The sequence below is a fragment of the Jiangella aurantiaca genome (genome assembly GCF_004349105.1).
Taxonomy (GTDB): domain Bacteria; phylum Actinomycetota; class Actinomycetes; order Jiangellales; family Jiangellaceae; genus Jiangella; species Jiangella aurantiaca.
The window spans coordinates 12,276-34,122 of record NZ_SMLB01000033.1 but is presented as its reverse complement, the minus strand read 5'-3'; the positions used below and the strand labels follow the sequence as shown (position 1 = coordinate 34,122).

Below are 21,847 nucleotides of genomic sequence, written 5' to 3'. Positions count from 1 at the left end.
CGACCGCACCGAATGCCCGGAATGCGTAAAGAACATCTCAGCGTCGTCTCATGATCGGCGCGCATCGGGGTCGCTACGGTCGCTGGCGACGCGCCCGGACGGCCCGGGCCGCGAAGGTGGGACCGCGACGTCGCGGTGGGGTGGAGGACGTCATGGGCCCGGTGGACGCGAAGCGGACGGCGCGGTGGACGCGGCCGGTCGGGGCGCTGTGCATCGGGATCGGCGCGGTCGCGATGGTGGCGCCGCCGGCCCTCGCCGGTCCGGACGACGTCGGCCTGACCTCGACGACCATGGGCTTCGGCTCGGTGGTCGTCGGCGAAACCGGGACCGAGGTGCTGGCCATCCGGAACATCGCCGACAGGTCGCTGGCGCCGGTGGTCAGCGGCGGCCTGGCGGACGGCGGCGGCCCGTTCGGATCGACGACGTGCGACGGGTCGGAGCTGGCGCCGGACGAACCTGCGAGTTCCGGTACACCTACACACCTGCTGAGGTCGGCGCGGACATCGTCGAGCTGGGGCTTGAGGTCGAGGGTGTGCCGTACACCGTCTCGCTCACCGGCACCGGCGTGCCGGCGATCGAGGTGTCGTCGACGGCGCTCGCATTCGGCATGGTGGTCGTCGGCGAGACGGCGGCGCTGGACGCAGCGATGCGGCCACGCACCGGATCACGGTGACCAGCCCGGGTTCCCCGACGCCCACGGAGTCGCCCACGCCGAGTCCGTCGGAGTCGCCGTCGCCCACGGAGTCGCCCACGCCGACGGGGTCGGACACGCCGGATCCGACCGCGTCGCCATCAGACGCGCCTACGCTGTCGCCGCCCGAGTCGCCGTCGCCACCGGCGTCCGCGACCCCGGCTCCGTCCGCCGATCCGGCGCTGCCGGACACCGGCACCGGATCCGGCGGCGTTGCCATGCTGGCCGGCGCACTGCTGATCGGGCTCGGCGCGCTCCTGCTCCTCGGGACCCGCCGGCCGCGCCCCCAGGACTGAGTCAGCCGGTGCAGCGGACCGCGTCGATAGCGCCGGTCAGTTCCGAGGTCGTGAGGTACCCGCAACCGTCGACGGTGTACGCGACGCTCTCGGCCTGCAGCACGTCGCCGGCCGGGACGCGGCGCAGCGGCCAGTCGGGGAACGACGCGACGTCGGCGCCCGGCTCCGGCGCGCGGTACTCCAGCACCTCGTCGTACGTGCGCAGCAGGACTCGCCCGGCCGCGAGAGAGGCGGACGCGTCGGTGACGACGTTGCCGACCAGCCCCGCGAGGAACCCGTTCTCCGGCTCCGGCAGCTCGATCTCGGCCAGCAGCGCCAGCTCACCGCCGTCCGCCGGACCGCGGTACAGCCGGGTGCCGCCGGTCTCGCCGGTGTCGCGGTCGAACGGCGCCTTGCTGACGACCAAGGGCCGGCCGTCGGAGTCGACGAACAACGCCTCGGCGTCGGTCGGCCCGTCCTCGTAGCCGAACTCCAGCGCGTCGGCGTCGACCGATGCCGGCGGGTCGTCGAGGTCCGGCTCCGGCGCCCGGTAGACCGTGACGTGGTCGCGGCCGACGTGGTCGCCGATGTCGCCGACGTACAGGCAGGACGCGTCCGGGTCGTCGTCGCACGGGCCGACGGCCAGCGCCTCGGCGTTCTCGGCGTCCATCCCGGCCAGCTCGAGCCGGGCGACCGGTGTGCCGTCCTCGCGGACCACCGCCACCTCCGACGTGCCGGGCTCGTCGCTGACGACGTAGTAGAGGCCCGGTGTGCGGACGCTCGCAGCCATACCACTGACCTCGACGACGGTCTCCTCCGCCAGGGTCCCGACGGTGTCCGGCTCGCCGTAGCACGGGCCGTCGCAATCAGGCGACGGCCCACTCGGCGGCAGAGAGGCGTTCGCCCGGCTGTCCTCGGGAGTAGCCCCGGCGGAGGGTGAGCCGGTCTCCGTCGAATCAGGGCCGGAACCCGAGCAGCCCGCGAGCGGCAAGGCGACCGCAAGAGTCACGACAAGCACACAACTCCCCGTTCCCCCACGTGTCACGGAGCTGGCCAAGTTTTCTCCTCGTTCCCTTCGCGTTCGACGGTGGCCGGACATAGCCTCGTATCAAGAGCGGCACCATTCTCGCCCCCCGGGGTGGTGCCGCTCGGTGGCGTCCGGCGACGTGTCGTCGCGTCAGGCCGAGGCGGCGTCCCGCGCCTGCTCGGTCAGTCCCAGCACGTCGCGCACCACCCGCAGCAGTTGCGGCCGCAGCTCCGCGTTCGAGACATCGGGCAACGCCAGAATCGCGACGATCACGCCGAGCGCGGCCGACGTGCGCACCCGCTGCTCCACCGACAGATCGCCGTTGGCCAGCAGCGCCGCCAGCCGCGCGTCGTTGGCCCGCATGCGGTCGAGCAGCGTCGAGTTCGCGACGCCGGCGAGGTCGTTCATCGCGTAGGTCGCGACTCGCCGATGCGTCAGCAGAAGGTCGATGTAGCGCTCGACGAGCGTCAGCCGCCAGGCCGGGCTGCCGATCGCCGCGGTGTCGGACTCGGCGTCGGCGATGATCCAGTCCTCGCCGTCGATCATCGGCCGCAACAGGTCGTCGAGAATCTCCACCTTCGTCCGATAGTGGTAATACACCGCCGCCTTGGTGATACCGAGTGCGTCGGCGATCTCGCGCAGCGTCGAACGCTCGTAGCCCTGCCGAGAGAACAGGTCGAGCGCGACCTCACGAATGTTTCCGGCCGTATCCGTGCCGGGACGCCCCTCGTCGTTCATCTCCGTCGCCGCCTCGCTGATCGGGAAGTGAGGGCGGCCACACAATACGTTAACTACTTGCCGGCCGACAAGTGCGGCCGTAGCGTGAGACTCACAGCACTTGTCGGCCGACAAGTAGAGGCAACTTCAAGGGGGCGCTGGCGCTCCTCGCACGTCGCCAGCATGGAGGACCGATGGCCTCGGATACCTTGTCCCGGCGCCCACCCACGCTGCGCCGCGTCCGCATCCACTCACAACTCGCCACGGCCGCGAAAGAGATCGCGTTCCTCCTCTCGGCCGCCCTCCTCTACACGCTGGTCCGCGGCCTCACCAGTGACCGCGTCGACGCCGCGTTCCGGAACGCCGAAGACGTCATCTCGTTCGAGAAGTCGCTCGGGATCCATGTCGAGACCGAGCTGCAGGGCCTGATCCTCGACCACGACTGGGCGATCGACGCCGCCAACGGCTTCTACATCTACGGCTACTGGCCGGTGTTCGTGCTCACGCTCGTCTGGCTGATCGCCCGGCGGCCGGTGGCGTACCCGTTCTACCGGAATGCGCTGCTCGCGTCCGGCGCGTTCAGCCTGGTCATCTTCGCGTTCTACCCGCTCGCGCCACCGCGGTTCCTGGCCTGGCACGGGTTCGTCGACACGATCTCCCTCGAGGCGCCGACCTACCGCGAGATGAACTCGCCCACGTTCGTCAACGAGTACGCCGCGATGCCCAGCCTGCACTTCGGCTGGATCCTGCTGCTGGGGATCGCCTGGGTGGCGCTGTCGCGCGTCCTGGTGGTCCGGATCATCGGCGCGACGATGCCGCTGCTGATGTTCGCCACCATCGTCCTCACCGGCAACCACTACGTCGTCGACGCGATCGTCGGCGGTGCCGTGGTCGTGGCCGGACTCGGGGTCGCGGTGCTGATCGAGCGGATCAAGCGGCAGCGCGCCGTGCAGGCGGCCATCCAGGACGCCCACGACGCCGCCGACGGCGATGCCGGCCCCGCGGGCGGCGCGGCCATCCCGGCGCAGCGCACCCCGAATCTCTCCCGCGTCCGCTGACGGCGCGCACCCTCCCATGAACGCAGCGACGGCCAAAAACCTAGGCTCGTCGACCTCTTCGCCCATCGCTGCGTTCGGGGAGGGCGCTCCGCCCGTCAGGGCACGGCCGGCTCGAGCACGTCGTCCTCGACGGGCTCGGGCTCCGGGTCACGGCGACGCCGGCCGGCTCCGAGGAGCATCACGGCCAGACCGGCGAGAGCGACCCCCGTCACCAGGATCAGGCCGGGCCGGTACTGCTCGAACGTCGCCACCGCGGCGCCGTCGGCCGAGTGCGATCCCGCCGTCACGAGCGCCGTCGTCACCGCGAGCACCACGGCGCCGCCGATCTGCCCGGACGTCTGGACCAGGCCGGCCGCCAGCCCCTGCTCGGAGTCCTCGACCCCGGCCGTGGCCTGCGACATGATCGACGAGAAGGCCAGCGTGAACCCGACCCCGATCAGCAGCACGCTGGGCAGGATGTCCGCCGCGTAGTTCGGCGTCGGATCCCCGCCGAACGCGAGGAACCACACGTACGAGACGCTCAGCGACACCAGCGCGGCGATGATCGGCCGCTGCGTGCCGTACCGGTTGATCACCCGGCTCATGTACGGCGAGACGAACGCCACGATCAACCCGGCCGGGAGCAGGGCGAACGCCATCCGGAGCGGCGACCAGCCCAGCGCGGCCTGGAAGTAGATCGTCAGCATGAACTGGAAGCTCAGGTACGACCCGAACAGCACGATGATCGCGAGGTTGGCCCGGACGATCGTGCCGATCCGCAGGATCGCGAGCCGGACCAGCGGGTGCGCGATCCGCTGCTCGATCACGACGAACGCCGCCAGCAGCGCGATCGCCAGCACGAACAGCAGGATGGTGACGGGGTCGGCCCAGCCCCGCTCCGGCGCGGAGACGACGGAATAGACGGCGAGCAGCATGCCGGCCGTGAGCGTCGCCGCCCCGGCCAGGTCGTGACCGCCGGCGTCGGCGGGACGGTCACGCGGGATCAGCGCGATGCCGGCGACCAGCGCCAGGATCGCGAGCGGCACCGGCATGAGGAAGTTCCATCGCCAACCGGCGCTGGTCAGCAGGCCACCTAGGATGAGCCCGGACGAGTACCCGCTTGCGCCGAAGACGGCGAAGATCGACAACGCCTTGTTGCGCGCCGGTCCTTCGCGGAACGTGGTGGTGAGGATGGACAGCGCCGTGGGCGCGGTGAACGCGGCGGCGACACCCTTGACGAACCGCGTGACGATCAACAGCGTGCCGTCGTCGACGAGACCGCCGACGAGCGACGCGGCGGCGAACACGGCGAGAGCGATCAGGAACACCCGGCGACGGCCGAGCAGGTCGGCCGTGCGCCCGCCGAGGAGCAGCAGCGCTCCGTAGCCGAGCACGTACCCGTTGACGATCCACTGCAGCGAGGTGGTCGACAGCCCCAGTTCGGTGCCGATCGACGGCAGCGCGACGCCGACCATCGACACGTCGAGGCCGTCGAGGAACATCACCAGGCACAGCACGGCGAGGACGCCCCACAGGCGCGGGGTCCAGCGCTGGTCGTCGTGTGAGGTGGAGGAAGCAGGCGGTGTGGCGGTAGCAGTCACGGGCGAGACGTTACATGCATATGCATCAAATGCACAAGCATTAAATGCCCTTGCATCGTTTGCGGCGCGGTGTTAGAGTGCGCTCCATGAGCGGCTCGGAGGAGCAGGAGCTCGTCGCGAAGTGGCGCGACCTCCTGACCTGCTACAACAACGTCGCCTGCGACCTCGATCGCGAGCTGCAGGACCAGCACGGATTGGGTCTGAGCGAGTTCGAGGCGCTCGACCGGCTCATCGAGTCGGGCCAGGACAAGCTCCGCATGCACGAGCTCGCCGAGGGCATGTACCTCAGCCAGAGCGCGTTCTCCCGCACCGTCGCGCGGCTCGAGCGGGCCGGCCTCGTCGGCCGGTCGCTGTGCATGGACGACCGCCGTGCCCTGTTCGTGACCGCGACGGAGGCCGGCCGCTCCCGGCACGCCGAGGCCCGCGATACCCACCGCAAGGTGCTGGCGCACCACCTCAGCTGACGCTCATCCGGTCACCAGGCGGAGCGTCGCGTCCGCCACGCCCACGGACAGCTGCTGGCCCCAGCTCAGCACCAGCCGGTTCGTGGCGGTCGGCGAGCTGCGCGCCGTCTACGAGGCCGTTTGGGGGTCGAGCTCGATCCGCGCAACTTTCACCGCAAGGTCACCGGCACGCCCGGGTTCCTCGAACCCACCGCCCGCACCACCACACGGCCGTCGTCGTCGACATAGGCTCGAAGCGTGCTCGACCGCATCGACCCCGGCCACCCGGCCTGGCCGGCCGTCGGCGAGGCGGCCGCAGTGCTGTCCGGCCGTCCGGTCGCCGTGCTGACCGGGGCCGGCATCTCGACCGATTCCGGCATTCCCGACTACCGCGGCCCCGACTCCCCGCCCCGCACGCCGATGACGTACCAGCAGTTCGTCGGCGACCCGGACCGCCGCCGCCACTACTGGGCCCGTAACCACGTCGGCTGGCGCCATGTCCACCGCACCCGGCCCAACCCCGGCCACCTCGCCGTCAGCCGCATGGAGGCCGGCGGCGCCGCAGTCGGCGTCATCACCCAGAACGTCGACACCCTGCACGACGCCGCCGGCAGCCGGACCGTCATCGACCTGCACGGACGCTACGACCGCGTCATCTGCCTGGGCTGCCGCCGGGTCGTGGCGCGCGACCACGTCGCCGCCCGGCTCACAGCACTGAACCCGGACTTCGCCGACGAGGTCGCCGACGCTGAGATCGCGCCCGACGCCGACGCCGTCATCGAGGCGACGGCGCATTTCCGGGTGGCCGACTGCGAGGCGTGCGGTGGCGTCCTCAAGCCTGACATCGTCTACTTCGGCGAGAACGTGCCCAAGCCGCGGGTCGAGGCGGCGTACGCGCTGGTGGACTCCGCAGCGGCGCTGCTGGTCGCGGGGTCGTCGCTCACCGTCATGTCGGGGCTGCGGTTCGTCCGGCACGCGCACAAGAGCGGCCGGCCGGTAATCATCGTCAACCGCGGCACCACCCGCGGCGACGATCTCGCCGCCGTCAAGGTCGACGCCGGTTGCTCGCCCGTCCTCACCGTGCTGGCCTCGGTGTTGACCGCCTCAGCCGTCGCCCGCTGACGCCGCCGGGCCGTCGCCCCGGCCCAGCCGTCATTCCGTGACGTCGGCGACCGTCGCGTCCAGCGTCTTCACCAGTTCGTCGCCGTCGGCCGTCGCCGACACCCCGAACGCGCCGGCGCCGATCGACACCGTCCGCCCGAGCACGCGCTCGTCCGCGATGACCGGCCACGCCCGAGTCGACCCGAACGGCGTGATCGTGCCGCGCTCGTACCCGGTGACGTCGCGCGCCGTCCCGGCGTCGGGCATCGACAGCCGGTTGACGCCGAGCAAGGTGCGCAGCTTGGGCCAGGCGATCGTGCGGTCACCGGGCACCAGCACGAACACGTAGTCGTCGTCGGCCCGCCGCACGACGATCGTCTTGATGACGGCGGCCGGCTCCACCCCGCGCGCGGCGGCGGCCTCCTCGAGGCTGTTCACCGGCGGATGACGGACGATGCGATGGGCCAGCCCCGAGTCACGCAGGGCCTCGACGCCGCGTTCTACGGTCATTGCTCCACTCTTACGTGTCGGGCCATGCACCTCAACTCACTGGCTCCAATCCACTCCTGCCCCGGACCGACGACTCGTGGGAGCCTCCGGCCCCCAGTCGTCGCCGGTATGCACGGTCCTCCACAGGGTCCAGAAGCGTATGCCGGTGCTCACCTCCCCGCCGGTGACCGGGATCGGCCCGACCCATGTGGCCCGGCCGGCCGCTCGGTCGTCCCGCGACCGGCCGTTCCAGCGCGACCAGCCGGCGCGCCGCCGTCGTCGTCGCGCACACCGGACTCCGCGGCCGCCGTACCCCGGCCGGAGCGGAGCTGCTCGATCAGCTCCTCCGTCTCGGCCTCCAGATCGCCCCCGAGGTCAGCGGCGGTGGCCCGGAGCTTCTCGATGGTGTCCAGCAGACGGTCACGATCGCCGAGCACCGCCTCGGCCTTGAGCCGGTCGCGCCACAACAGCTCGACCCCAGGCTCGACGGAGAGTCCGACCAGCGCCGCGCGCAGCGCCTCCCACGGGTCTCCGTCGACGAGCGCGCGCAGCGCCAGCTCGTGACTGGCGTCGACGATGCTGGCGATCATCTCCTGCGCCAGGTGATCGGCCCACGCGTACCGGCGCCGGCCGCGACCGGAGAACGGCCGTCCCCGCACCAGTTCGAGCGCCGCGCGCAGGTCTGCGGTAGTGGCCCGCGCCGGACCGTCCGGAAGCAGGTCGCACCAGTCGTCCCAGTCGCTGCGGACGCCCGGCCGCAACGTGTACCCGCTGTCACTGCGTGGTAGCAGCGACGATCCCGTCGAGTCCGTGCCGAGCCAGCGACGCAGCTTCGAGATCGCCGTGCCCCGTGTCGTCTTCGTCACCGCCGACCCCGGCCAGATCGCCTCGTCGATCGCCGTCGAGTCGCAGCCCGGATTCAGCGCGATGAACATCGCCAGCTCGGTGAGCTGGCCGAGCTTCGTCTGTTCACCCAGCTCAGCCGCGTTCTGCACCTCGACGGTGCCGAGCATCAACAGCCGCGGCAGCACCCGCTCCGGCCCACGAACACCGGCGCTCGACCGGCCGGACACCTCACGACCCGATTCACCACCGGACGAGGCGCGGCCCGCCGCCCGGTGATTCGCGACTCTGGCCTCCGCAGAGCTGCCGTCAGCCGCCTGGCGCCTCGCGGCGCCGCTGGGCGCCGAGCCGCGGCGGGTGGAAGCGCCGGCCGCTGCCGCGTCAGGCCTCTCGTCCGTGGCGGTGGCACGCAGCAGTCCGAGGAATCTGCCGCGCGTCTCGTCGTCGAGGAGTTGCGGACGGATCGGCACCCCGAGCGGATCGAGAACCGCTACCGGCCGCTCCGGCGGACCGTCCAGCCGCAGCACCCACGTCCCGCCGCCGGAGTGCGACACGCGGCCCCTCAGCCGGTGACCGCGCGACGGCAGTCCATTCGGATCGCCGCTGCCGACGACCGCCGCGACGGCCACGCGCGGCGCCGTGACGATCAAGGCCTCGAGCCGAGCCCACTGGGCGGTCGGGAGCGGCTCCGCGATCACCACGATCTCCGGCGTCCACGCGGCGTCGGCGACCTGCGTGGCGCGCGCCGCGCCGAGGCCGCTGACGCCCGCCGTCGCCAGCAGCAGCCGGTCGTCGGCGACCCTCACCGTGAGCTCGTCCAGCAACTGCTCGACATCGGTCACGTGCCGGACCCGGCCGGTGTCGAGCAGGTCGAGGTCGGCCAGCGCCGGCGCGCCGACCAGCGTGACCCGCAGATCGTCGGCCCATGCGCTGGTGGCCAGCTCCGCGGCGACCGCCGTCAGCGCCGAGCGCACCAGCTCCGGCGGACCATCGACCACCAGCGTCCCGACCTGCTCGAGATCGAGCAGCACCAGCGCGTCGTCGTGGTCATGGCCGAGGGTGACGAGACTCGGGTACGGCGCCGGCACACCCGGGTCGTCGTCGATGGCCTCGTCGAGCGACACCGTCCACACGCCGCCATGCGCGGTGCCGGCGAACGGCGGCGGCAGCTCGGCCGGCGCCGCGAGGTACAGCTCCAGCGTGCGTCTGGTCAACCGGACGGCGCGCAACGGCGGCAGCCCGCGGCCGGCCCGTGCCAGCCGGGCGGCGAGCCCGCGCAGCACGCGGTCGACCACCTCCACGGCGACGGGGTCGGCGGCCTGCCGCAGTTCGGTCTCGGTGCGTTGATCGGACGCGCTGACCGCGCCGAGCCGGTCTCCCGGACCGCGACGACGCTGCTCCCGAGCGCGGCGGCCGGCCAGTACACCGACGAGCGCCGCCGCGAGCACCGCGCCCACCCCGCCCGCGGTTCGCAGCAGCTCGCCGTCGTCGATGCCGGGCTCTGGCAGGCCGTCAGCACCCTCGGAGTCCGGCGCGCCGCCCACGGAATCCGACGCGCCGCCGGCCGAACCGGACGCCACGTCGTCCTGGCTCGTCACCATGCCGGCGCTGTCTGCCGGCGGTCCGCCGGTGTCCGGCAGGCCACTCACGGCGTCGTCCGCTCCGGGGAGCGTGAGCGTCCAGCCGGGCACGATGAGATCGGGGTCGGTGAGCCGCCGGCCGTCTGGCTGCACCGTCGCCGACGATGCCGCGACGATCTCCGGGTAACGGAGCGGGTCGTCGAGCCGGGCGCCGGCGATCTCCCACAAGGTGTCGCCGTCGACGACGACGTGCATGCCGGCACGCTGGTGCGCAGTGAGCAGGTCGGTGGTGACGGGCGGCGCCGGCTCCCAAGGTTCGAGCGACGTCGATGGGGCGGCTGCGACCTGGCCGCCCGCGCCGACGGCCGCCACCGCCGCTACCAGCCCGGCCACCATTCGTTGCGGCGCACCGAGTCCGGGCAACCGGGGCGCCGGCCGGCCGCGCAGTGCGGCGGGCACCTCGACGACCAGGCTGAGGACGAACGTGCCCCAGCCCAGCCAGCCGGCCACGATGAGCAACGCCAGGAACAGCGAGCCGTCGTCGGGACGGACGGCGGCGGCGCGGATGTCGGCCGGCGAGGGCCACTCGCCTGGCAGCGGTGACCCGCCGGCGGCCCACAGCACCGCCGGCACACCGGCAACCAGGGCGGCGAGGCCGAGCAGCGCCGCCAAGCCACGCATCACGGCACGCGGTGTCGACGAAGCGATCACGTGCAACTCCCTCCAGCACACCCGTCTGCTGACTATGGGTGCACTCGGGCCGGCGAATGTGACAGCCGGGACGGACAAAGCCTTCCAGAATGCACGAGATGTCACGGTCATGCACGCGGAATCCGACACCCGCCGGAAAAACGGGCAACCGCTCGAGCCGGCTCGGCGGGCGTGAGGGCTAACTTCCGGGCTAACCGCTCGGGCTGGACTGCTGCGGGTCATCACCCTCCGATCCGCGTTGGGAGCCCGCTGGTGAACACACTCGCCATCCCCGCCCGCTCGACCGTCCTGGTCACCGATCAGCTCAACGCCGAATGGCGTCGGCTCGGCGCCCGGCCCATCCCGAAACGCTGGCCGCTGCCGGGCCTCGCCGAGTGCGCGGTGCTGGCCGACGCCGCCGACATCATCGGGCGGACCCGCCGACATCAGCCGGCCGTCGCCGACGGCCTGCTGATCGGCCTGCTCGACCAGCGCACCGAGCGCGACGACCACCTCGCCGGCCGCCTCGTCCTGCAGGTCATGCTCGGCCGCGCGGTGAACCTCGCCCGACGTGCGCACCGGTTCGGCGCGACCGGTGTCCGCGGCGACCTCCCGCAGCTCACAGCGGCCGCCGTCGCCGCGCTCTGGCACGCCATCGCCACCTATCCGGTCGACAGACGGCGGCACAAGGTGGCGGTGAACCTCTGCATGGACGCCCTGCGCCATTTCAACCTCGCGCTCGAGGACGACGCACCCGACCTCGTCGACACCACGGTCCTCGACACCGCAGAGCCGGTGTTCGACCACGCTCCGGCACCCGTCGTCGAGGTGTTCGCCACCCTGACCTGGGGCATCGGCAAGGGAATCATCACCGCCGACGACGCCGAGCTGCTGGTCCGCGTCTACTGCCCGCTACCCGGCCAGCTCGGCGGCGCACACCTCGTCGCCCGGGAGCTCGGTCTCAGCCCGGCCACCGTCCGGCAGCGCTGCAGCCGGGCCATCCAGCGGCTGTCCGTCGCCGTCCAGGCCCGAGGACCGGCGCTGACGACGGCGGCCTGACCGCGGACGCCGCACTCGGGAAGAAGGCGATCCACGTTGACAACTCCGACCCGCTCACGAACCTTTGTCGGCTCGCCAGGTAGTCGATCAACGGGTGAGCGACCGCGACGATCCGACCCCCAGGGGACACCATGGCGCAGACCATTGGGCTAGAGATCACCGACGATCCGTTCGACCAGCCGCTCGATCCGCCGTTCAGCACGCCCGGCGCACCGGTGCGGCGCTACCGACGCCGGCCGGCACTCATCGGGCTCGGCGTCGGCCTGCTGGCCACGTGCGGCGCTGGTGCGGCATACCTGGCGCAGTCGTCCGGCGACACGGTTCCCGTCCTGGCGGTCACCGACACCGTCCACCGGGGCGAGGTCCTCGACGCCGCGCGGCTGACCACGGCGCGGGCGGCGCCCGATCCCGCGCTGCGACCGGTCGCGGCGAGCGAGCTGTCCGCCGTCGTCGGCCAGGTGGCCGCGACCGACCTGCCCGCTGGCACCCTGCTCACCGAGGCCGCGCTCACGCGGGCCGACATGCCGGTCGCCGGGCAGAGCGTCGTCGGGGTGGCGGTCACCGAGGCGCAACTGCCGCAGGCCGAACTCGTCCCCGGCGACCACGTACGCGTCTTCGGCACCCCGAACCCGGGCGACGCGCCACCGTCGGAGCCGCCCCGTTCGGTCGTGGCGACGGTCGTCAGCGTCTCGGACGTGCTCGACTCCGGTTACGTGGTGGTCGACGTCGTGGTGGCCGAGGACGTCGCCGGCACGCTGGTCGCAAAGGTGGCCACCGGACGGGTAGCCATCGTGCTCGACGCCGCTGTGGACGACGCACAGGGTGGTGACGACCGATGACGGTGCTCGCGTTCACGTCGGTCCGGGGCGCTCCTGGCGTCACCACGACCGCACTGGTCGCCGCCCTGGCCTGGCCCCGTCCGGTCCTGCTGGTCGAGGCCGACGTCACCGGGAGCAGCAGCATCAAGGCCGGGCATCTGCGCGGCGAGGTCGACCACGAGCTCGGCCTCATCAACCTCGCGCTCGCCCATCGCAACGGCGCGCTGAGCCTCAGCACGCTGCGCGGCCAGACCATCGCCCTCACCGAGGACGGCACGCGGCTCGCGCTCCCCGGCCTGGCCACGAAGGCGCAGGCCGCCAGCCTCACCGACGACTTCTGGGCCACGCTCGCCACCCTGCTGCGCAGCGTCACGCGGCACGGTGTCGACGTCATCGTCGACGGCGGCCGGTTCGGCATGCGGCACGGACCCGACGCGCTGCTCAAGGCGGCGGATCTGCTCGCCGTGGTGTGCCGCACCGCGTTGGACGATCTCGTCGCCGTCCGCGCCAACGCCGACCAGCTGCCCGACGGTGGCTGCCATGGCGCGCTCGGTCGGCGCGGACTGCTGCTCGTCGGCGAGGCCCGGCCGCACCGGGCCGGCGAAGCCGCCGAGGCCACGACACTGCCGGTCTGGGCCACCGTCGACTGGGATCCCGTCGCCGCCGAGCGCCTCAACGGCCGCGAACGCCTACGTACCACCCTGTCGCGGCTGATGTCGTCACGGCTGATCCGCTCCGGGCGCAACGCGGTGGCGGAGCTCCTCGCCGCGGACGACCGGCGGCGCCGCCTCGACCTGTCGCTCGAGACGACGGTGCTCGGTGGAAAGGGGGTCCGATGAGCGACGCGCGGATCACCGGACTGCCCATCTTCGCGCCGCCGCCCGGCCTCGCGGCCGATGCCACCGACACGCCGCGGCGCAGCGTCCGAGATTTGCTCGCCGCGCTCCCGCCGGCCACACCGCCCAGCGAACCGAGCATCGACTGGGCGCTGGTCCGCGAATTCCGTCAACAGGCGGCCGCCCGGCTGTCCGACCAGGTCGACGAGACCACCACCGAGGCCGACCGCCGCGCCGCCGGCCGCGAGCTCATCGCCCAGCTGCTCGACGAGCACGTTCGCCAGACGGTCACCACCGGCGGCGCCGCCGTCGGCGTCGACCAGCAGGCCGCACTCGCCCAAGCGATCTTCGACGCGCTCTTCGGCCTCGGCCGGCTGCAGCCCCTGATCGACGACCCCGCCGTCGAGAACATCGAGGTCTACGGCGCCGAGCCGGTGGTCGTCATCGACGGCGACGGCCGCATCACCCGGCGGCCACCGGTCGTCGAGTCCGACGACGAACTGGTCGACATGCTGACGTTCCTCGCCTCGCGCGGCGGCAACAGCGAGCGCACGTTCTCCACCGCCAGTCCGAGCCTGCATCTGCATCTGCACGGCGGGCACCGGCTGGCCGCGTCCGGATGGACGACGCATCAGCCGGTCGTGGTGATCCGGCGGCACCGGCTGGTCGACATCGACCTCGACGACCTGGTCGAACGCCGCACGCTGACCACTCAGGCGGCGACGTTCCTCCGGGCGGCGGTCCGGTCGCGCCGCAGCATCGTGGTGTCCGGGTCGATGGGGGCCGGCAAGACCACGTTGACCCGCGCGCTGGCCAACGAGATCGACCCGGAGGAGAAGCTCGGCACCATCGAGACCGAGTACGAGCTCGGCCTGCACCACCTGCGCGAGCGGCACCGGCGCATCATTGCCTGGGAGGCCCGCCCGGGCAGCGGCGAACGCGGGCCCGACGGCCGCGGCGTCGGCGAGATCAGCCTCGACGACCTCGTCTACGACGCGCTTCGCATGAACCTCGACCGCCTCATCGTCGGCGAAGTGCGCGGCCGCGAAGTGCTGCCGATGTTCAAGGCCATGCAGGCCGGCGCCGGATCACTGTCGACCATCCACGCCCACTCCGCTCGCGCGTCGATCGAACGCCTGGTCACCTGCGCCATGGAGGCCGGCCACCACGTCTCCGCCGAGTTCGCCTACCGCCAGATCGCCCAGCACGTCGACCTCGTCATCCATGTCGAGTGCCGTACCACCCCTGACGACGCACGGCGCCGCCGGCTGGTCACCGAGATCATCGCGCTCGAGCCGGGCGAGCGCGGGCTGCCGGCCATCACCGACGTCTTCCGCCTCGGGCCCGATGGGCGGTTGGGGGCCGACTCCGTCCCGTCCTGGCTGGCCAGTTCGCCGCCGGACAGCGCCGGCTGGAGGGCCGGCCCGCCTACCGCGACCGCCCAGGGCACTCCGCCGGCCCGCGGGGCACAGCTCAGGAGCACCAAGCGATCCGGGCGTCCGTCATGAGACCGGTCGTCGCCGCCATCACCGCGGTCGCCGGGGTGGGCGGACTCGCCGCCGCCGGGTTCGGCCTGGTCGGCGCGCTCGACGATCCCGCCGCGCCGCAGCGTGCCTCCGTCGCCCGCTGGGTCAGGACGCTGCGCGGCGCGACCCCCGCCGCCCGCCGCTCCCGGCGTCGTGTCAGCGCAGCCGCGGCCGTCGGGCTCGTGGTCTGGCTGCTCACCGGCTGGGTGCTCGCCGTCGTGCTCATCCCCGTCGCCGTCTGGGGACTGCCCGTGCTGCTGCAGACCTCGGCGGCGAAGGCCGACATCGCCCGGCTCGAGGCGATGAGCGACTGGGCGCAGAACCTGGCCACCGTGCTGGGCGTCGGGGTCGGCATCGAGCAGGCCGTCGCCCGCAGCATGCTCACCGCGCCCGAGCCGATCCGGCCTGAGGTCGGCCGACTGGTCGCCCGGCTCCAGGCGCGCTGGGACACCGAAACGGCGCTGCGCGCGTTCGCCGACGACCTCGACGACGCGACCGGCGACCTGCTCTCCGCGGCGCTGATCCTCGGCGCCCGGCGCCGCGGCGACCAGCTCAGCAGCGTGCTCGACGGTCTGGCCGGGGCGGTCCGCGACGACGTCCGAATCCGGCGCACCGTCGATGCGGAACAGGCGCGCGGACGCACGACGGCCCGGCTGGTCACGGCGATCACCGCGGGCGGACTCGGCCTCATGCTGTTGACCCCGTATGCCGATCCGTACCGCGCCGGGTCCGGCCAGCTGCTGCTCATCGGCCTGCTGACCTCCTACATCGGCTGTCTGGTGTGGATGCGCCGCATCACGGCCACGCCACGGCAACCGCGGATCCTCGTCGCCGACGGTGTGCCATGACGACGACGCGACTGGCGGTCCTGCTCGGGCTGGGTGGGGGTGCGGGGCTTCTGGTGATCATCCGTGAGCTGGTCGGGCCTGTGTGCCGGCTGCCGCATCCCGTTGACACGGCGCGGCGGCTCACCGGGGCGGCCGATCCGAGCGGCGACCTCGCGGGCGCCACTGACCTCGCCGGCGCCGGCGGGCTGGCGGGACGGGTGGGGCGGGTGGTCCTGCGGCGCAGCGCCGGGTCGTCGGTGCTGCACGTTCCGTACCGCGACCTCGCCCTGTTGCGACGCAGCGCGGCGCAGTTCCTCGGGGAGCGGGCGATCTGGGCGGCCATCGGTCTGGTGCTGCCGACGGCGGCCACGGCTGCGCTCGCGATCGGTGGCGTGTGGCTGCCGTTCGTCGTGCCGGCGGTGACGGGGCTGGTCACGGCAGTGCTGCTGTCGTACCTGCCGCCGTACACGGTCGCCGACCTCGCCCGGGCGAAGCGCGCGGAGTTCCGGCGAGCCATGGCCACCTACGTCGACCTCGTCGCCCTCGAACGAGCGGCCGGCTCCGGCGCCACGCAGTCGCTGGAGTCGGCGGCGCGCATCGGCGAGTCGTGGGCGTTCCGGCGGGTGCGCGACGAACTGGCGCACGCCCGCTGGGCCGGGGTCCCGGCCTGGGAAGCGCTGCGGGCGGTCGGGCGCGAGCTCCGGCTGCCCGAGCTCACCGACACCGGCGACGTCATGCGCATGTCCGCACGCGAGGGCGCCACGGTCTACGACGTGCTCCGTGCCCGGGCGTCGGCCATGCGCAGCGAGCTGCTGACCACCGATCAGGCGCGGGCCGGGTCGCGCACCGAGCGCGCGACGGCACCACTGGCGGCCACGGCGGTCGTGTTCATGCTGATCCTGGCCGCTCCCGTCGCGATGCGGATCGGGTGACCGTCATGACCCGACGACGCTCCGAGCGCGGCTCGGCGACCCTCGAGACGGTCGTCCTCTGGCCGGCGGTGTTCGTGCTGATCTTCGGCATCGTGCATGCCGGCCTCTGGTTCCACGCCCGCAACATCGCCCTCTCCGCGGCACGCGAGGGCGCCCGGGCGGCCAGCATGGCCGGGGGCACCGGTGGCGCGGCGCGAGCGGCGGACTTCCTTACCGCGACGACGGATGGCAGGGTCATGCGGGTCGGCGACATCCACGAGGTGGCCGACACCGACACCGTCACCGTCACCGTCAGTGGCTCGTCGACCACGCTCATTCCCGGCTGGCGCGTCGACGTGAGCCAGTCGGCGACCGCCCCGATCCGCCGATGGACCGCCCCATGAGCCGTGGCGCCGCCGGTGGGCCGGACCGTGGCTCGGCCACACTAGAGCTCGCCATCCTGGCACCGGGCCTGCTCCTGCTCATCGCGCTGATCGCGCTGGCCGGCCGGCACGCCATCGCGGACGGAGCGGTCGATCAGGCTGCCGCCGAGGGCGCCCGGGCCGCCTCGTTGCAGCGGACCCCGTCGGCCGGTCGCGATGCCGCGGCCGAGGTCGCTCGCGCCGCTCTGACCGATCAGGGACTGTCGTGCATTCGCACCGAGATCGACGTGGACGTGTCCGGACTGCGGGCACCGCCCGGGCAGCGCGGCCGCGTCACCGTCACCGTCCGTTGCCCACTGCGGGTCGCGGACCTGCCGCTGGCCGTGCCTGCCATCACGCTCACGGCGACCGCCGTCAGCCCCGTCGACACCTACCGGGAGAGGTGAGCCGATGCGCCGCCTGAACGACCAGACCGGCAGCTTCACTCTGATCTTCGCGGTCGTGACCATCGCGTTGCTGGCGATGGCCGGCATCGTCTACGACGGACGGCGGCAGCTGACCGCGCAGCAGCGCGCCGATGCTGTCGCAGCCGAGGCGGCCAGAGCGGCGGGCCAGGAGATCGACGGGTCGACGCTGATCGGGTCGCCGGGCATCCACCGGGCCCGGGCGGTCGCCGCGGCTCGCGAGCATCTCGCCACCGCCGGCATCAGCGGCACGGTCACCGTCGACGGCAGCACGATCGTCGTGCGGACCGAGGCGACCGAGCAGGCGGCGATCCTGCCGCTCATCGGGATCACGACCCTGGAGGCAACCGGCGAGGCCAGCGTCGAGATCGTGACTGGACTAGCCGGTCAGCCCGGCGGGACCTCCGTGCCGAACTCGTCGTAGGCGGCCGCCACCTTCTTCGGCACACACATGCGCCAGGCGTCGGTGAGCAGCTCGCGCATCTCGTCCTCGTCGATGGCGGCCAGCCGCACCCGCACCCACTGGTACCGCTCGTCCGACTTCAGCGGCATGAGGAACTTCGACGGATCGGACGCGACGAGGTCGGCCCGCTCCTCTCTGGGGTAGCCGAATCCCATGATCGTCTCGTCGGGTGAGACCGCCGCGTACACGATGCTGCCGATTCGGAACTTCACGCTGTCGCGGACCAGTCCCTCGGTGGTCCGGGGCAGCGACAGCGCGTGCCGCCGCACGTCGTCGATCGTCACCATGCGACGCATTGTGGCGCGCGGGTCCGACAAGGTCGAGGGTCAGCCGGCGGCCGGGCGCAGCGTCGCGGGGTACCAGGCGACGGTCTCGGCCACCGCGGCGGCGAGCGGCGTCGGCTGCACGCCGAAGGCCTGCTCGAACGTCGACGAGTCCATGACCTGCGGCTCGAGGTACTGGTAGAAGAGCTTCGCATACTCGGCCATGAACACGTCGTCGAACGGTCCCCACGGCCGCGGCTCGGCCAGCACGTCGACAGCGAGGGGACGGCCCGTGACCTCGGCGATCAGCTCGTGCACCCGCCGCGTCGACACCGCCGGAGCCGTCGGCAGATGCCAGACCCGGCCGGCCGCGGTCCTGGCGCTGGAGATGGACGCCCTCGCCGACGCCGTCGGCCTGGACTGACGCAGCGCTCCCGGAAATCGATCAGAGAAATTTCGCCGGCGCTGTCACATTCGGCTTCGCGAAAGCACCCATAGAAGGTGAGGCGCGTCGACGGAAGGGTGACGGACATGGCCGGGACCGACACTCCTGACGTCGGCGCGCCTCACCCTAGCCAGCCGCCGACCGCGAGGTCCCAGGCGGCCGGGATCCACGCAAGGGAAGAGGGGAACAGTGCGCCGGTGCGGCCGCCGCGGAGGGTCTTGCCGCCTGACCCGGCGACCGCACCGGATGATGGCGCCTGGACGACGCTGGGCTCGTCCCGCGACCCGGCCGCGCGACACCGTCGGCTCGAGCAGATGCTCTGGCTGCTCGTGATGGCGGTCGCGGTGGGCGGCGCGGCAATCATCGCGGCGATCCTGACCTCCGGCCCGTCGTCCGAGGCGATCCTGCCACCGGAAGCGGCGGCCACCGACGTGCCGCTCGCCCAACCGACCGGACCGATCACAAGCACACCTCCCAATGGCGACGGTGGTGGCGGCAGCAGCGCTCCGGACGGCGAGCACGGCACTGGTAGTGCCGCGGACGACGGTGGAGCCGGCGACCGCGCACCGCCGTCATCCAAGGACGCCGGTGGCGTACCGGCTGGATGGTCGGAGGTGACGCGCGGCTTCGGACTCGCGTTCACCCGCACGAGCGTCGGCCGCGATGCCTGGTTCGCGGCGATGTCGTCGTGGCTCACGCCGGAGCAGGCCGCCGAGTATCGCGATGTCGCCATCGATACGATCCCCACCGGCGAACTCGTCGAGATCGAGGTGGCCGACCCCGGCCCGGCGGCGCAGGCGCACGGCAGGCTGACCTACGACACCGGCATGGTGCTGGAGGTCGGCCTCAGCTATCGCGCCGCGGCCGGTGGCTGGCTGGTCGCCCGGGTCGAACTCGCCGAAACCGCCGGACAGAGATGATCCGGCGCGGCTCCGACCCACGGCCGGGGCGAGGCCAAGAGGCTCGCCGTCAACTTGTGGCAAGCGGCGGGTCAGGGCCTGCGAGCCTGCCGGACCGCGCGGCGCTCCGTAGTGAGCACTGCGCGGTCGGCGGCGCTTCGGCCGGCGCCCCAGCCCGCCGCATTGCCGGCCGAGAACGAGCGGCGGACGGTGGTGGAGGCGAACAGCGAGTCGAACAGCGTGTCGACGGCTCGGGAGCGGTCGGCGAAGACCGGGACGAGGTCGGTTCCGGCGGCTGCGGCGGTATGGGCGGCTGCGTCGCGGAGCCGTTCGCCGATGCGGGTGGCGTACGACAGCAGGAACGAGTGCCGGAACGACCGGGTACGCGACGTGCCGAGGCGGGAGTACTGGGAGCCGGTCGCCAGCATCGCCCGGGCGGCCTGGACCAGCAGCGAGGTGGACAGCACCTCCACGACCTCGAGGTCGAAGTCGGTGCCGAGGACGGTGACGAAGCCGAGCTTCTCGCTGGAGACAGTGCGGCAGTGGTTGGCCGAGCCGACCTCGGCGACCAGCAGCGTCTTCGGACCGACGTACGGAGCGTCCAGCCAGATGCGACGCGCCGACGCGACGGTGGTGCGGCATTCGGGTGTGACGGCGTCGGCGAGCGCTTGCTCGATGGAGTAGCGGCTCATCAGCTCCTGCGCCTTCGCCGACAGCGCCTCGGCCTCCTCCGGATAGGGCGTCGACTCGGCCTTGGCCAGCAGGGCGCGCACCCGGCCGAGCACCTTCTCGGGCGACGGGCGCGGACGGTCGGGACCACCAGTGTCGGCGGCCGACCCATGCGGGTCGCCGTTCCCGGCGGTGGCCCGCAGACGCGCAGCAGCGTCGTCGGCATCAGGCGGCGCGGCGGTCGCGTGTCCGGGCGGCGGGAGGATCAGCTGCAGTGCCGGCAACCGAAGGGCAACACCCACCAGTTCGAGCGCCGCCTCGAGCAACGCCGACCGCTCGATGCCGTGGTGGTCGGCCCATTGCGCGGGATAGGGAGCGGCACGGTCCCACCACGGCTCCGCGCCGACCTCGTCCAGCTGCGCCAGCCAGCGCCGATGCGTCGCTGCAGCGGGGTACTGGGCCGCGGCGTCGGCCATGGCGTCGGCGGCGACAACAAGGGCAGGCGCCGATGCCTGGCGCCGGGTGACCTCGTAGAGATCGACGGGGAGCCAGCCGGACGCCCAGAGGCGGTCGACCTGGGCGCGCAGGACCTGGGCCACCGCCGCATCCACCAGACGGGCCGGGACGGCGGCCGACACCGCGCGGACGCCGGCGGCGACACCGTCGGGCCCGCGGCGCAGGCCGTCGGTGGCCACAGCGAGCAGCCACTCGGCCACGACCTGAGCTGTCACCGGCCGCTGCCGGTCGCCGTCGTGCGCGAACACGGACCACCTCTCGTCAACCCGAAAAAGACCACCCGAACCGAGCAATCCCGCCCATCATCGCGGCTCGGTCCGACACAGTTGTTCCTGCAAGCCCGGCCGCAGCCGTGGGGTGCCCACGAGATGGACGACGCTACCGAGGTCGTCTCGTGGTGTCATACCTTGCGTCAGGGTCGCCTTGGCTCACCGACGACCGAACGGGAGATGCGTGCAATGACCAGTGGCCGAGTCCCGGTCCGCGACGGCGAGCTGTACTTCGACGAGCGGGGTGCCGGGCATCCGCTGGTCCTGCTGCACAGCGGGTCCCTCGACCACCGCATGTGGGAGGGCCAGGTGGCGCCGTTCGTCCGCGCCGGCTACCGGGTCATCCGGTACGACGCCCGCGGGCACGGCCGATCGTCCACGCCGAAGTCGGACTTCGCGGCGTACGAGGACCTCCGTGAGCTGCTCGCCGGCCTGGACGTGAGCAGGGCGTCGCTCGTCGGGCTGTCGTACGGGGCGCGGACGGCGATCGACTTCGCGCTGGCGTACCCGGACGCCGTCGAAATGATGGTGCTGGCCAGTCCCGGTGTGAGCGGCATGCAGTTCACCGACCCGGCCATCCTCGCGCTCATGCGGCAGCAGGCCGAGGCCGCGCAGGCCCGCGATGTCGACGAGTACGTGGAGTTCTTCTTGCGCGCGTGGGTCGACGGCCCGCAGCGGGCGCCAGGCGCGCTCGACCCGCAGGTGCGGGAGCGCTGCCGGCAGATGGCCCGCGACGTCGTCGACGCGCACGCGTCGGGGTCGGGGGCGCTGCGCGAGCTTGGCGCGCTGGAACGGCTCGGTGAGCTGACGACGCCGCTGCTGGTGCTGGTCGGCGACCTCGACTCGTCCGACATCCACACGGTGGCCGGCCGCATCGAGGCCGAGGCGCAGTTCGCCGCCAGCGCCGTCGTCCCCGGGACCGGCCACACGCTGACGATGGAACAGCCGGCCGCGTTCAACGCCGCCGTGCTCACCTTCCTCGAGCGCGCCCGGCTGGCCCGCTGA

General features: G+C 72.6%; 25 protein-coding genes and 1 pseudogene. 18 read left to right on the top strand and 8 right to left on the bottom strand.

The window, feature by feature from the left end; translation table 11 throughout:
* The first annotated feature begins 424 nt into the window (after positions 1–424).
* Together E1262_RS20495 and E1262_RS20490 are read left to right on the top strand one after the other, a co-directional pair.
* Positions 425–673 carry a hypothetical protein gene (locus E1262_RS20495; RefSeq protein WP_132105003.1) on the top strand — a complete coding sequence of 83 codons (249 nt, stop codon included), beginning with the start codon at positions 425–427 and terminating at the stop codon, positions 671–673.
* Positions 670–987, top strand: a complete 318-nt coding sequence (locus tag E1262_RS20490; RefSeq protein ID WP_132105001.1) for an LPXTG cell wall anchor domain-containing protein — start codon at positions 670–672, stop codon at positions 985–987. Before E1262_RS20495 ends, E1262_RS20490 begins: the two co-directional genes overlap by 4 nt.
* A gap of 1 nt (position 988) precedes the next feature.
* Here E1262_RS20490 and E1262_RS20485 read toward each other — a convergent pair whose 3' ends face one another.
* Together E1262_RS20485 and E1262_RS20480 are read right to left on the bottom strand one after the other, a co-directional pair.
* Positions 989–1,756, bottom strand: a complete 768-nt coding sequence (locus tag E1262_RS20485) for a hypothetical protein (protein ID WP_132104999.1) — start codon at positions 1,754–1,756, stop codon at positions 989–991.
* 387 nt (positions 1,757–2,143) lie between these two features.
* Entirely contained in the window at positions 2,144–2,845 is a 702-nt protein-coding gene (locus E1262_RS20480; RefSeq protein WP_132104997.1) for a TetR/AcrR family transcriptional regulator, read from the bottom strand.
* Positions 2,846–2,904: 59 nt separating this feature from the next.
* Here E1262_RS20480 and E1262_RS20475 point away from each other — a divergent pair, with 59 nt between their 5' ends.
* On the top strand, positions 2,905–3,768 hold the full coding sequence (locus E1262_RS20475; protein ID WP_132104995.1) for a phosphatase PAP2 family protein: 864 nt from the start codon (positions 2,905–2,907) through the stop codon (positions 3,766–3,768).
* 95 nt (positions 3,769–3,863) lie between these two features.
* Here the strand turns inward: E1262_RS20475 and E1262_RS30975 are convergent, their stop codons facing one another.
* Positions 3,864–5,222 (bottom strand): MFS transporter, encoded by a 1,359-nt coding sequence (locus tag E1262_RS30975; protein ID WP_420810549.1) that lies wholly within the window; start codon positions 5,220–5,222, stop codon positions 3,864–3,866.
* Between the two features lie 212 nt (positions 5,223–5,434).
* Between E1262_RS30975 and E1262_RS20460 the strand changes: the two genes are divergently transcribed.
* The 3 genes and pseudogenes from E1262_RS20460 to E1262_RS20450 all read left to right on the top strand — a co-directional run bounded on the left by E1262_RS20460 (position 5,435) and on the right by E1262_RS20450 (position 6,913).
* Positions 5,435–5,812, top strand: a complete 378-nt coding sequence (locus E1262_RS20460) for a MarR family winged helix-turn-helix transcriptional regulator (protein WP_132104990.1) — start codon at positions 5,435–5,437, stop codon at positions 5,810–5,812.
* 88 nt (positions 5,813–5,900) lie between these two features.
* A pseudogene (locus E1262_RS32160) lies at positions 5,901–6,022 on the top strand (NrtR DNA-binding winged helix domain-containing protein); the annotation flags it as partial.
* 27 nt (positions 6,023–6,049) lie between these two features.
* On the top strand, positions 6,050–6,913 hold the full coding sequence (locus tag E1262_RS20450) for an NAD-dependent protein deacetylase (RefSeq protein WP_238992997.1): 864 nt from the start codon (positions 6,050–6,052) through the stop codon (positions 6,911–6,913).
* A 30-nt stretch (positions 6,914–6,943) separates the two neighbouring features.
* On the opposite strand, the gene E1262_RS20445 is transcribed toward E1262_RS20450, so the two are convergent.
* Together E1262_RS20445 and E1262_RS20440 are read right to left on the bottom strand one after the other, a co-directional pair.
* Entirely contained in the window at positions 6,944–7,402 is a 459-nt protein-coding gene (locus E1262_RS20445) for an aminoacyl-tRNA deacylase (RefSeq protein WP_132104988.1), read from the bottom strand.
* Between the two features lie 149 nt (positions 7,403–7,551).
* Positions 7,552–10,515, bottom strand: a complete 2,964-nt coding sequence (locus E1262_RS20440) for a hypothetical protein (RefSeq protein WP_132104986.1) — start codon at positions 10,513–10,515, stop codon at positions 7,552–7,554.
* 252 nt (positions 10,516–10,767) lie between these two features.
* On the opposite strand from E1262_RS20440, the gene E1262_RS20435 reads away from it, so the two are divergent.
* From E1262_RS20435 to E1262_RS20395, 9 genes are all read left to right on the top strand, one after another.
* The gene (locus tag E1262_RS20435; protein WP_132104984.1) at positions 10,768–11,553 is read left to right on the top strand and encodes an RNA polymerase sigma factor; all 786 of its coding nucleotides are present in this window, start codon (positions 10,768–10,770) and stop codon (positions 11,551–11,553) included.
* Between the two features lie 131 nt (positions 11,554–11,684).
* Positions 11,685–12,392 carry an SAF domain-containing protein gene (locus tag E1262_RS20430; RefSeq protein WP_132104982.1) on the top strand — a complete coding sequence of 236 codons (708 nt, stop codon included), beginning with the start codon at positions 11,685–11,687 and terminating at the stop codon, positions 12,390–12,392.
* Entirely contained in the window at positions 12,389–13,210 is an 822-nt protein-coding gene (locus E1262_RS20425) for a hypothetical protein (RefSeq protein WP_132104980.1), read from the top strand. The genes E1262_RS20430 and E1262_RS20425 overlap by 4 nt, the downstream gene beginning before the upstream one ends.
* Entirely contained in the window at positions 13,207–14,715 is a 1,509-nt protein-coding gene (locus E1262_RS20420) for a TadA family conjugal transfer-associated ATPase (protein ID WP_132104979.1), read from the top strand. The genes E1262_RS20425 and E1262_RS20420 overlap by 4 nt, the downstream gene beginning before the upstream one ends.
* Positions 14,712–15,581 carry a type II secretion system F family protein gene (locus E1262_RS20415; protein WP_132104978.1) on the top strand — a complete coding sequence of 290 codons (870 nt, stop codon included), beginning with the start codon at positions 14,712–14,714 and terminating at the stop codon, positions 15,579–15,581. The genes E1262_RS20420 and E1262_RS20415 overlap by 4 nt, the downstream gene beginning before the upstream one ends.
* The gene (locus E1262_RS20410) at positions 15,578–16,492 is read left to right on the top strand and encodes a type II secretion system F family protein (RefSeq protein WP_132104977.1); all 915 of its coding nucleotides are present in this window, start codon (positions 15,578–15,580) and stop codon (positions 16,490–16,492) included. Before E1262_RS20415 ends, E1262_RS20410 begins: the two co-directional genes overlap by 4 nt.
* Positions 16,493–16,497: 5 nt before the next feature.
* The gene (locus E1262_RS20405; protein WP_132104976.1) at positions 16,498–16,875 is read left to right on the top strand and encodes a TadE family protein; all 378 of its coding nucleotides are present in this window, start codon (positions 16,498–16,500) and stop codon (positions 16,873–16,875) included.
* Entirely contained in the window at positions 16,872–17,300 is a 429-nt protein-coding gene (locus tag E1262_RS20400; RefSeq protein WP_132104975.1) for a TadE/TadG family type IV pilus assembly protein, read from the top strand. Before E1262_RS20405 ends, E1262_RS20400 begins: the two co-directional genes overlap by 4 nt.
* A gap of 4 nt (positions 17,301–17,304) precedes the next feature.
* Positions 17,305–17,742, top strand: coding sequence for a pilus assembly protein TadG-related protein (locus E1262_RS20395; RefSeq protein WP_132104974.1), 438 nt, complete (start codon positions 17,305–17,307; stop codon positions 17,740–17,742).
* Here E1262_RS20395 and E1262_RS20390 read toward each other — a convergent pair.
* Together E1262_RS20390 and E1262_RS20385 are read right to left on the bottom strand one after the other, a co-directional pair.
* The gene (locus E1262_RS20390; protein WP_132104973.1) at positions 17,706–18,068 is read right to left on the bottom strand and encodes an MmcQ/YjbR family DNA-binding protein; all 363 of its coding nucleotides are present in this window, start codon (positions 18,066–18,068) and stop codon (positions 17,706–17,708) included. The genes E1262_RS20395 and E1262_RS20390 overlap by 37 nt on opposite strands.
* Before the next feature lie 39 nt (positions 18,069–18,107).
* Positions 18,108–18,362 (bottom strand): Rossmann-fold NAD(P)-binding domain-containing protein, encoded by a 255-nt coding sequence (locus E1262_RS20385; protein WP_203454101.1) that lies wholly within the window; start codon positions 18,360–18,362, stop codon positions 18,108–18,110.
* On the opposite strand from E1262_RS20385, the gene E1262_RS31775 reads away from it, so the two are divergent.
* Together E1262_RS31775 and E1262_RS20380 are read left to right on the top strand one after the other, a co-directional pair.
* Complete coding sequence (locus E1262_RS31775) at positions 18,337–18,468, top strand: hypothetical protein (protein ID WP_275261794.1); 132 nt, start codon at positions 18,337–18,339, stop codon at positions 18,466–18,468. The two genes, E1262_RS20385 and E1262_RS31775, sit on opposite strands and share 26 nt — an antisense overlap.
* 335 nt (positions 18,469–18,803) lie before the next feature.
* Complete coding sequence (locus E1262_RS20380) at positions 18,804–19,409, top strand: hypothetical protein (protein WP_132104972.1); 606 nt, start codon at positions 18,804–18,806, stop codon at positions 19,407–19,409.
* A 71-nt stretch (positions 19,410–19,480) separates the two neighbouring features.
* Here E1262_RS20380 and E1262_RS20375 read toward each other — a convergent pair whose 3' ends face one another.
* Complete coding sequence (locus tag E1262_RS20375; RefSeq protein WP_203454100.1) at positions 19,481–20,821, bottom strand: DUF2786 domain-containing protein; 1,341 nt, start codon at positions 20,819–20,821, stop codon at positions 19,481–19,483.
* A 210-nt stretch (positions 20,822–21,031) separates the two neighbouring features.
* Here E1262_RS20375 and E1262_RS20370 point away from each other — a divergent pair, with 210 nt between their 5' ends.
* A complete protein-coding gene (locus E1262_RS20370) occupies positions 21,032–21,847 on the top strand; it encodes an alpha/beta fold hydrolase (RefSeq protein ID WP_132104971.1) in 816 nt (271 codons plus the stop codon).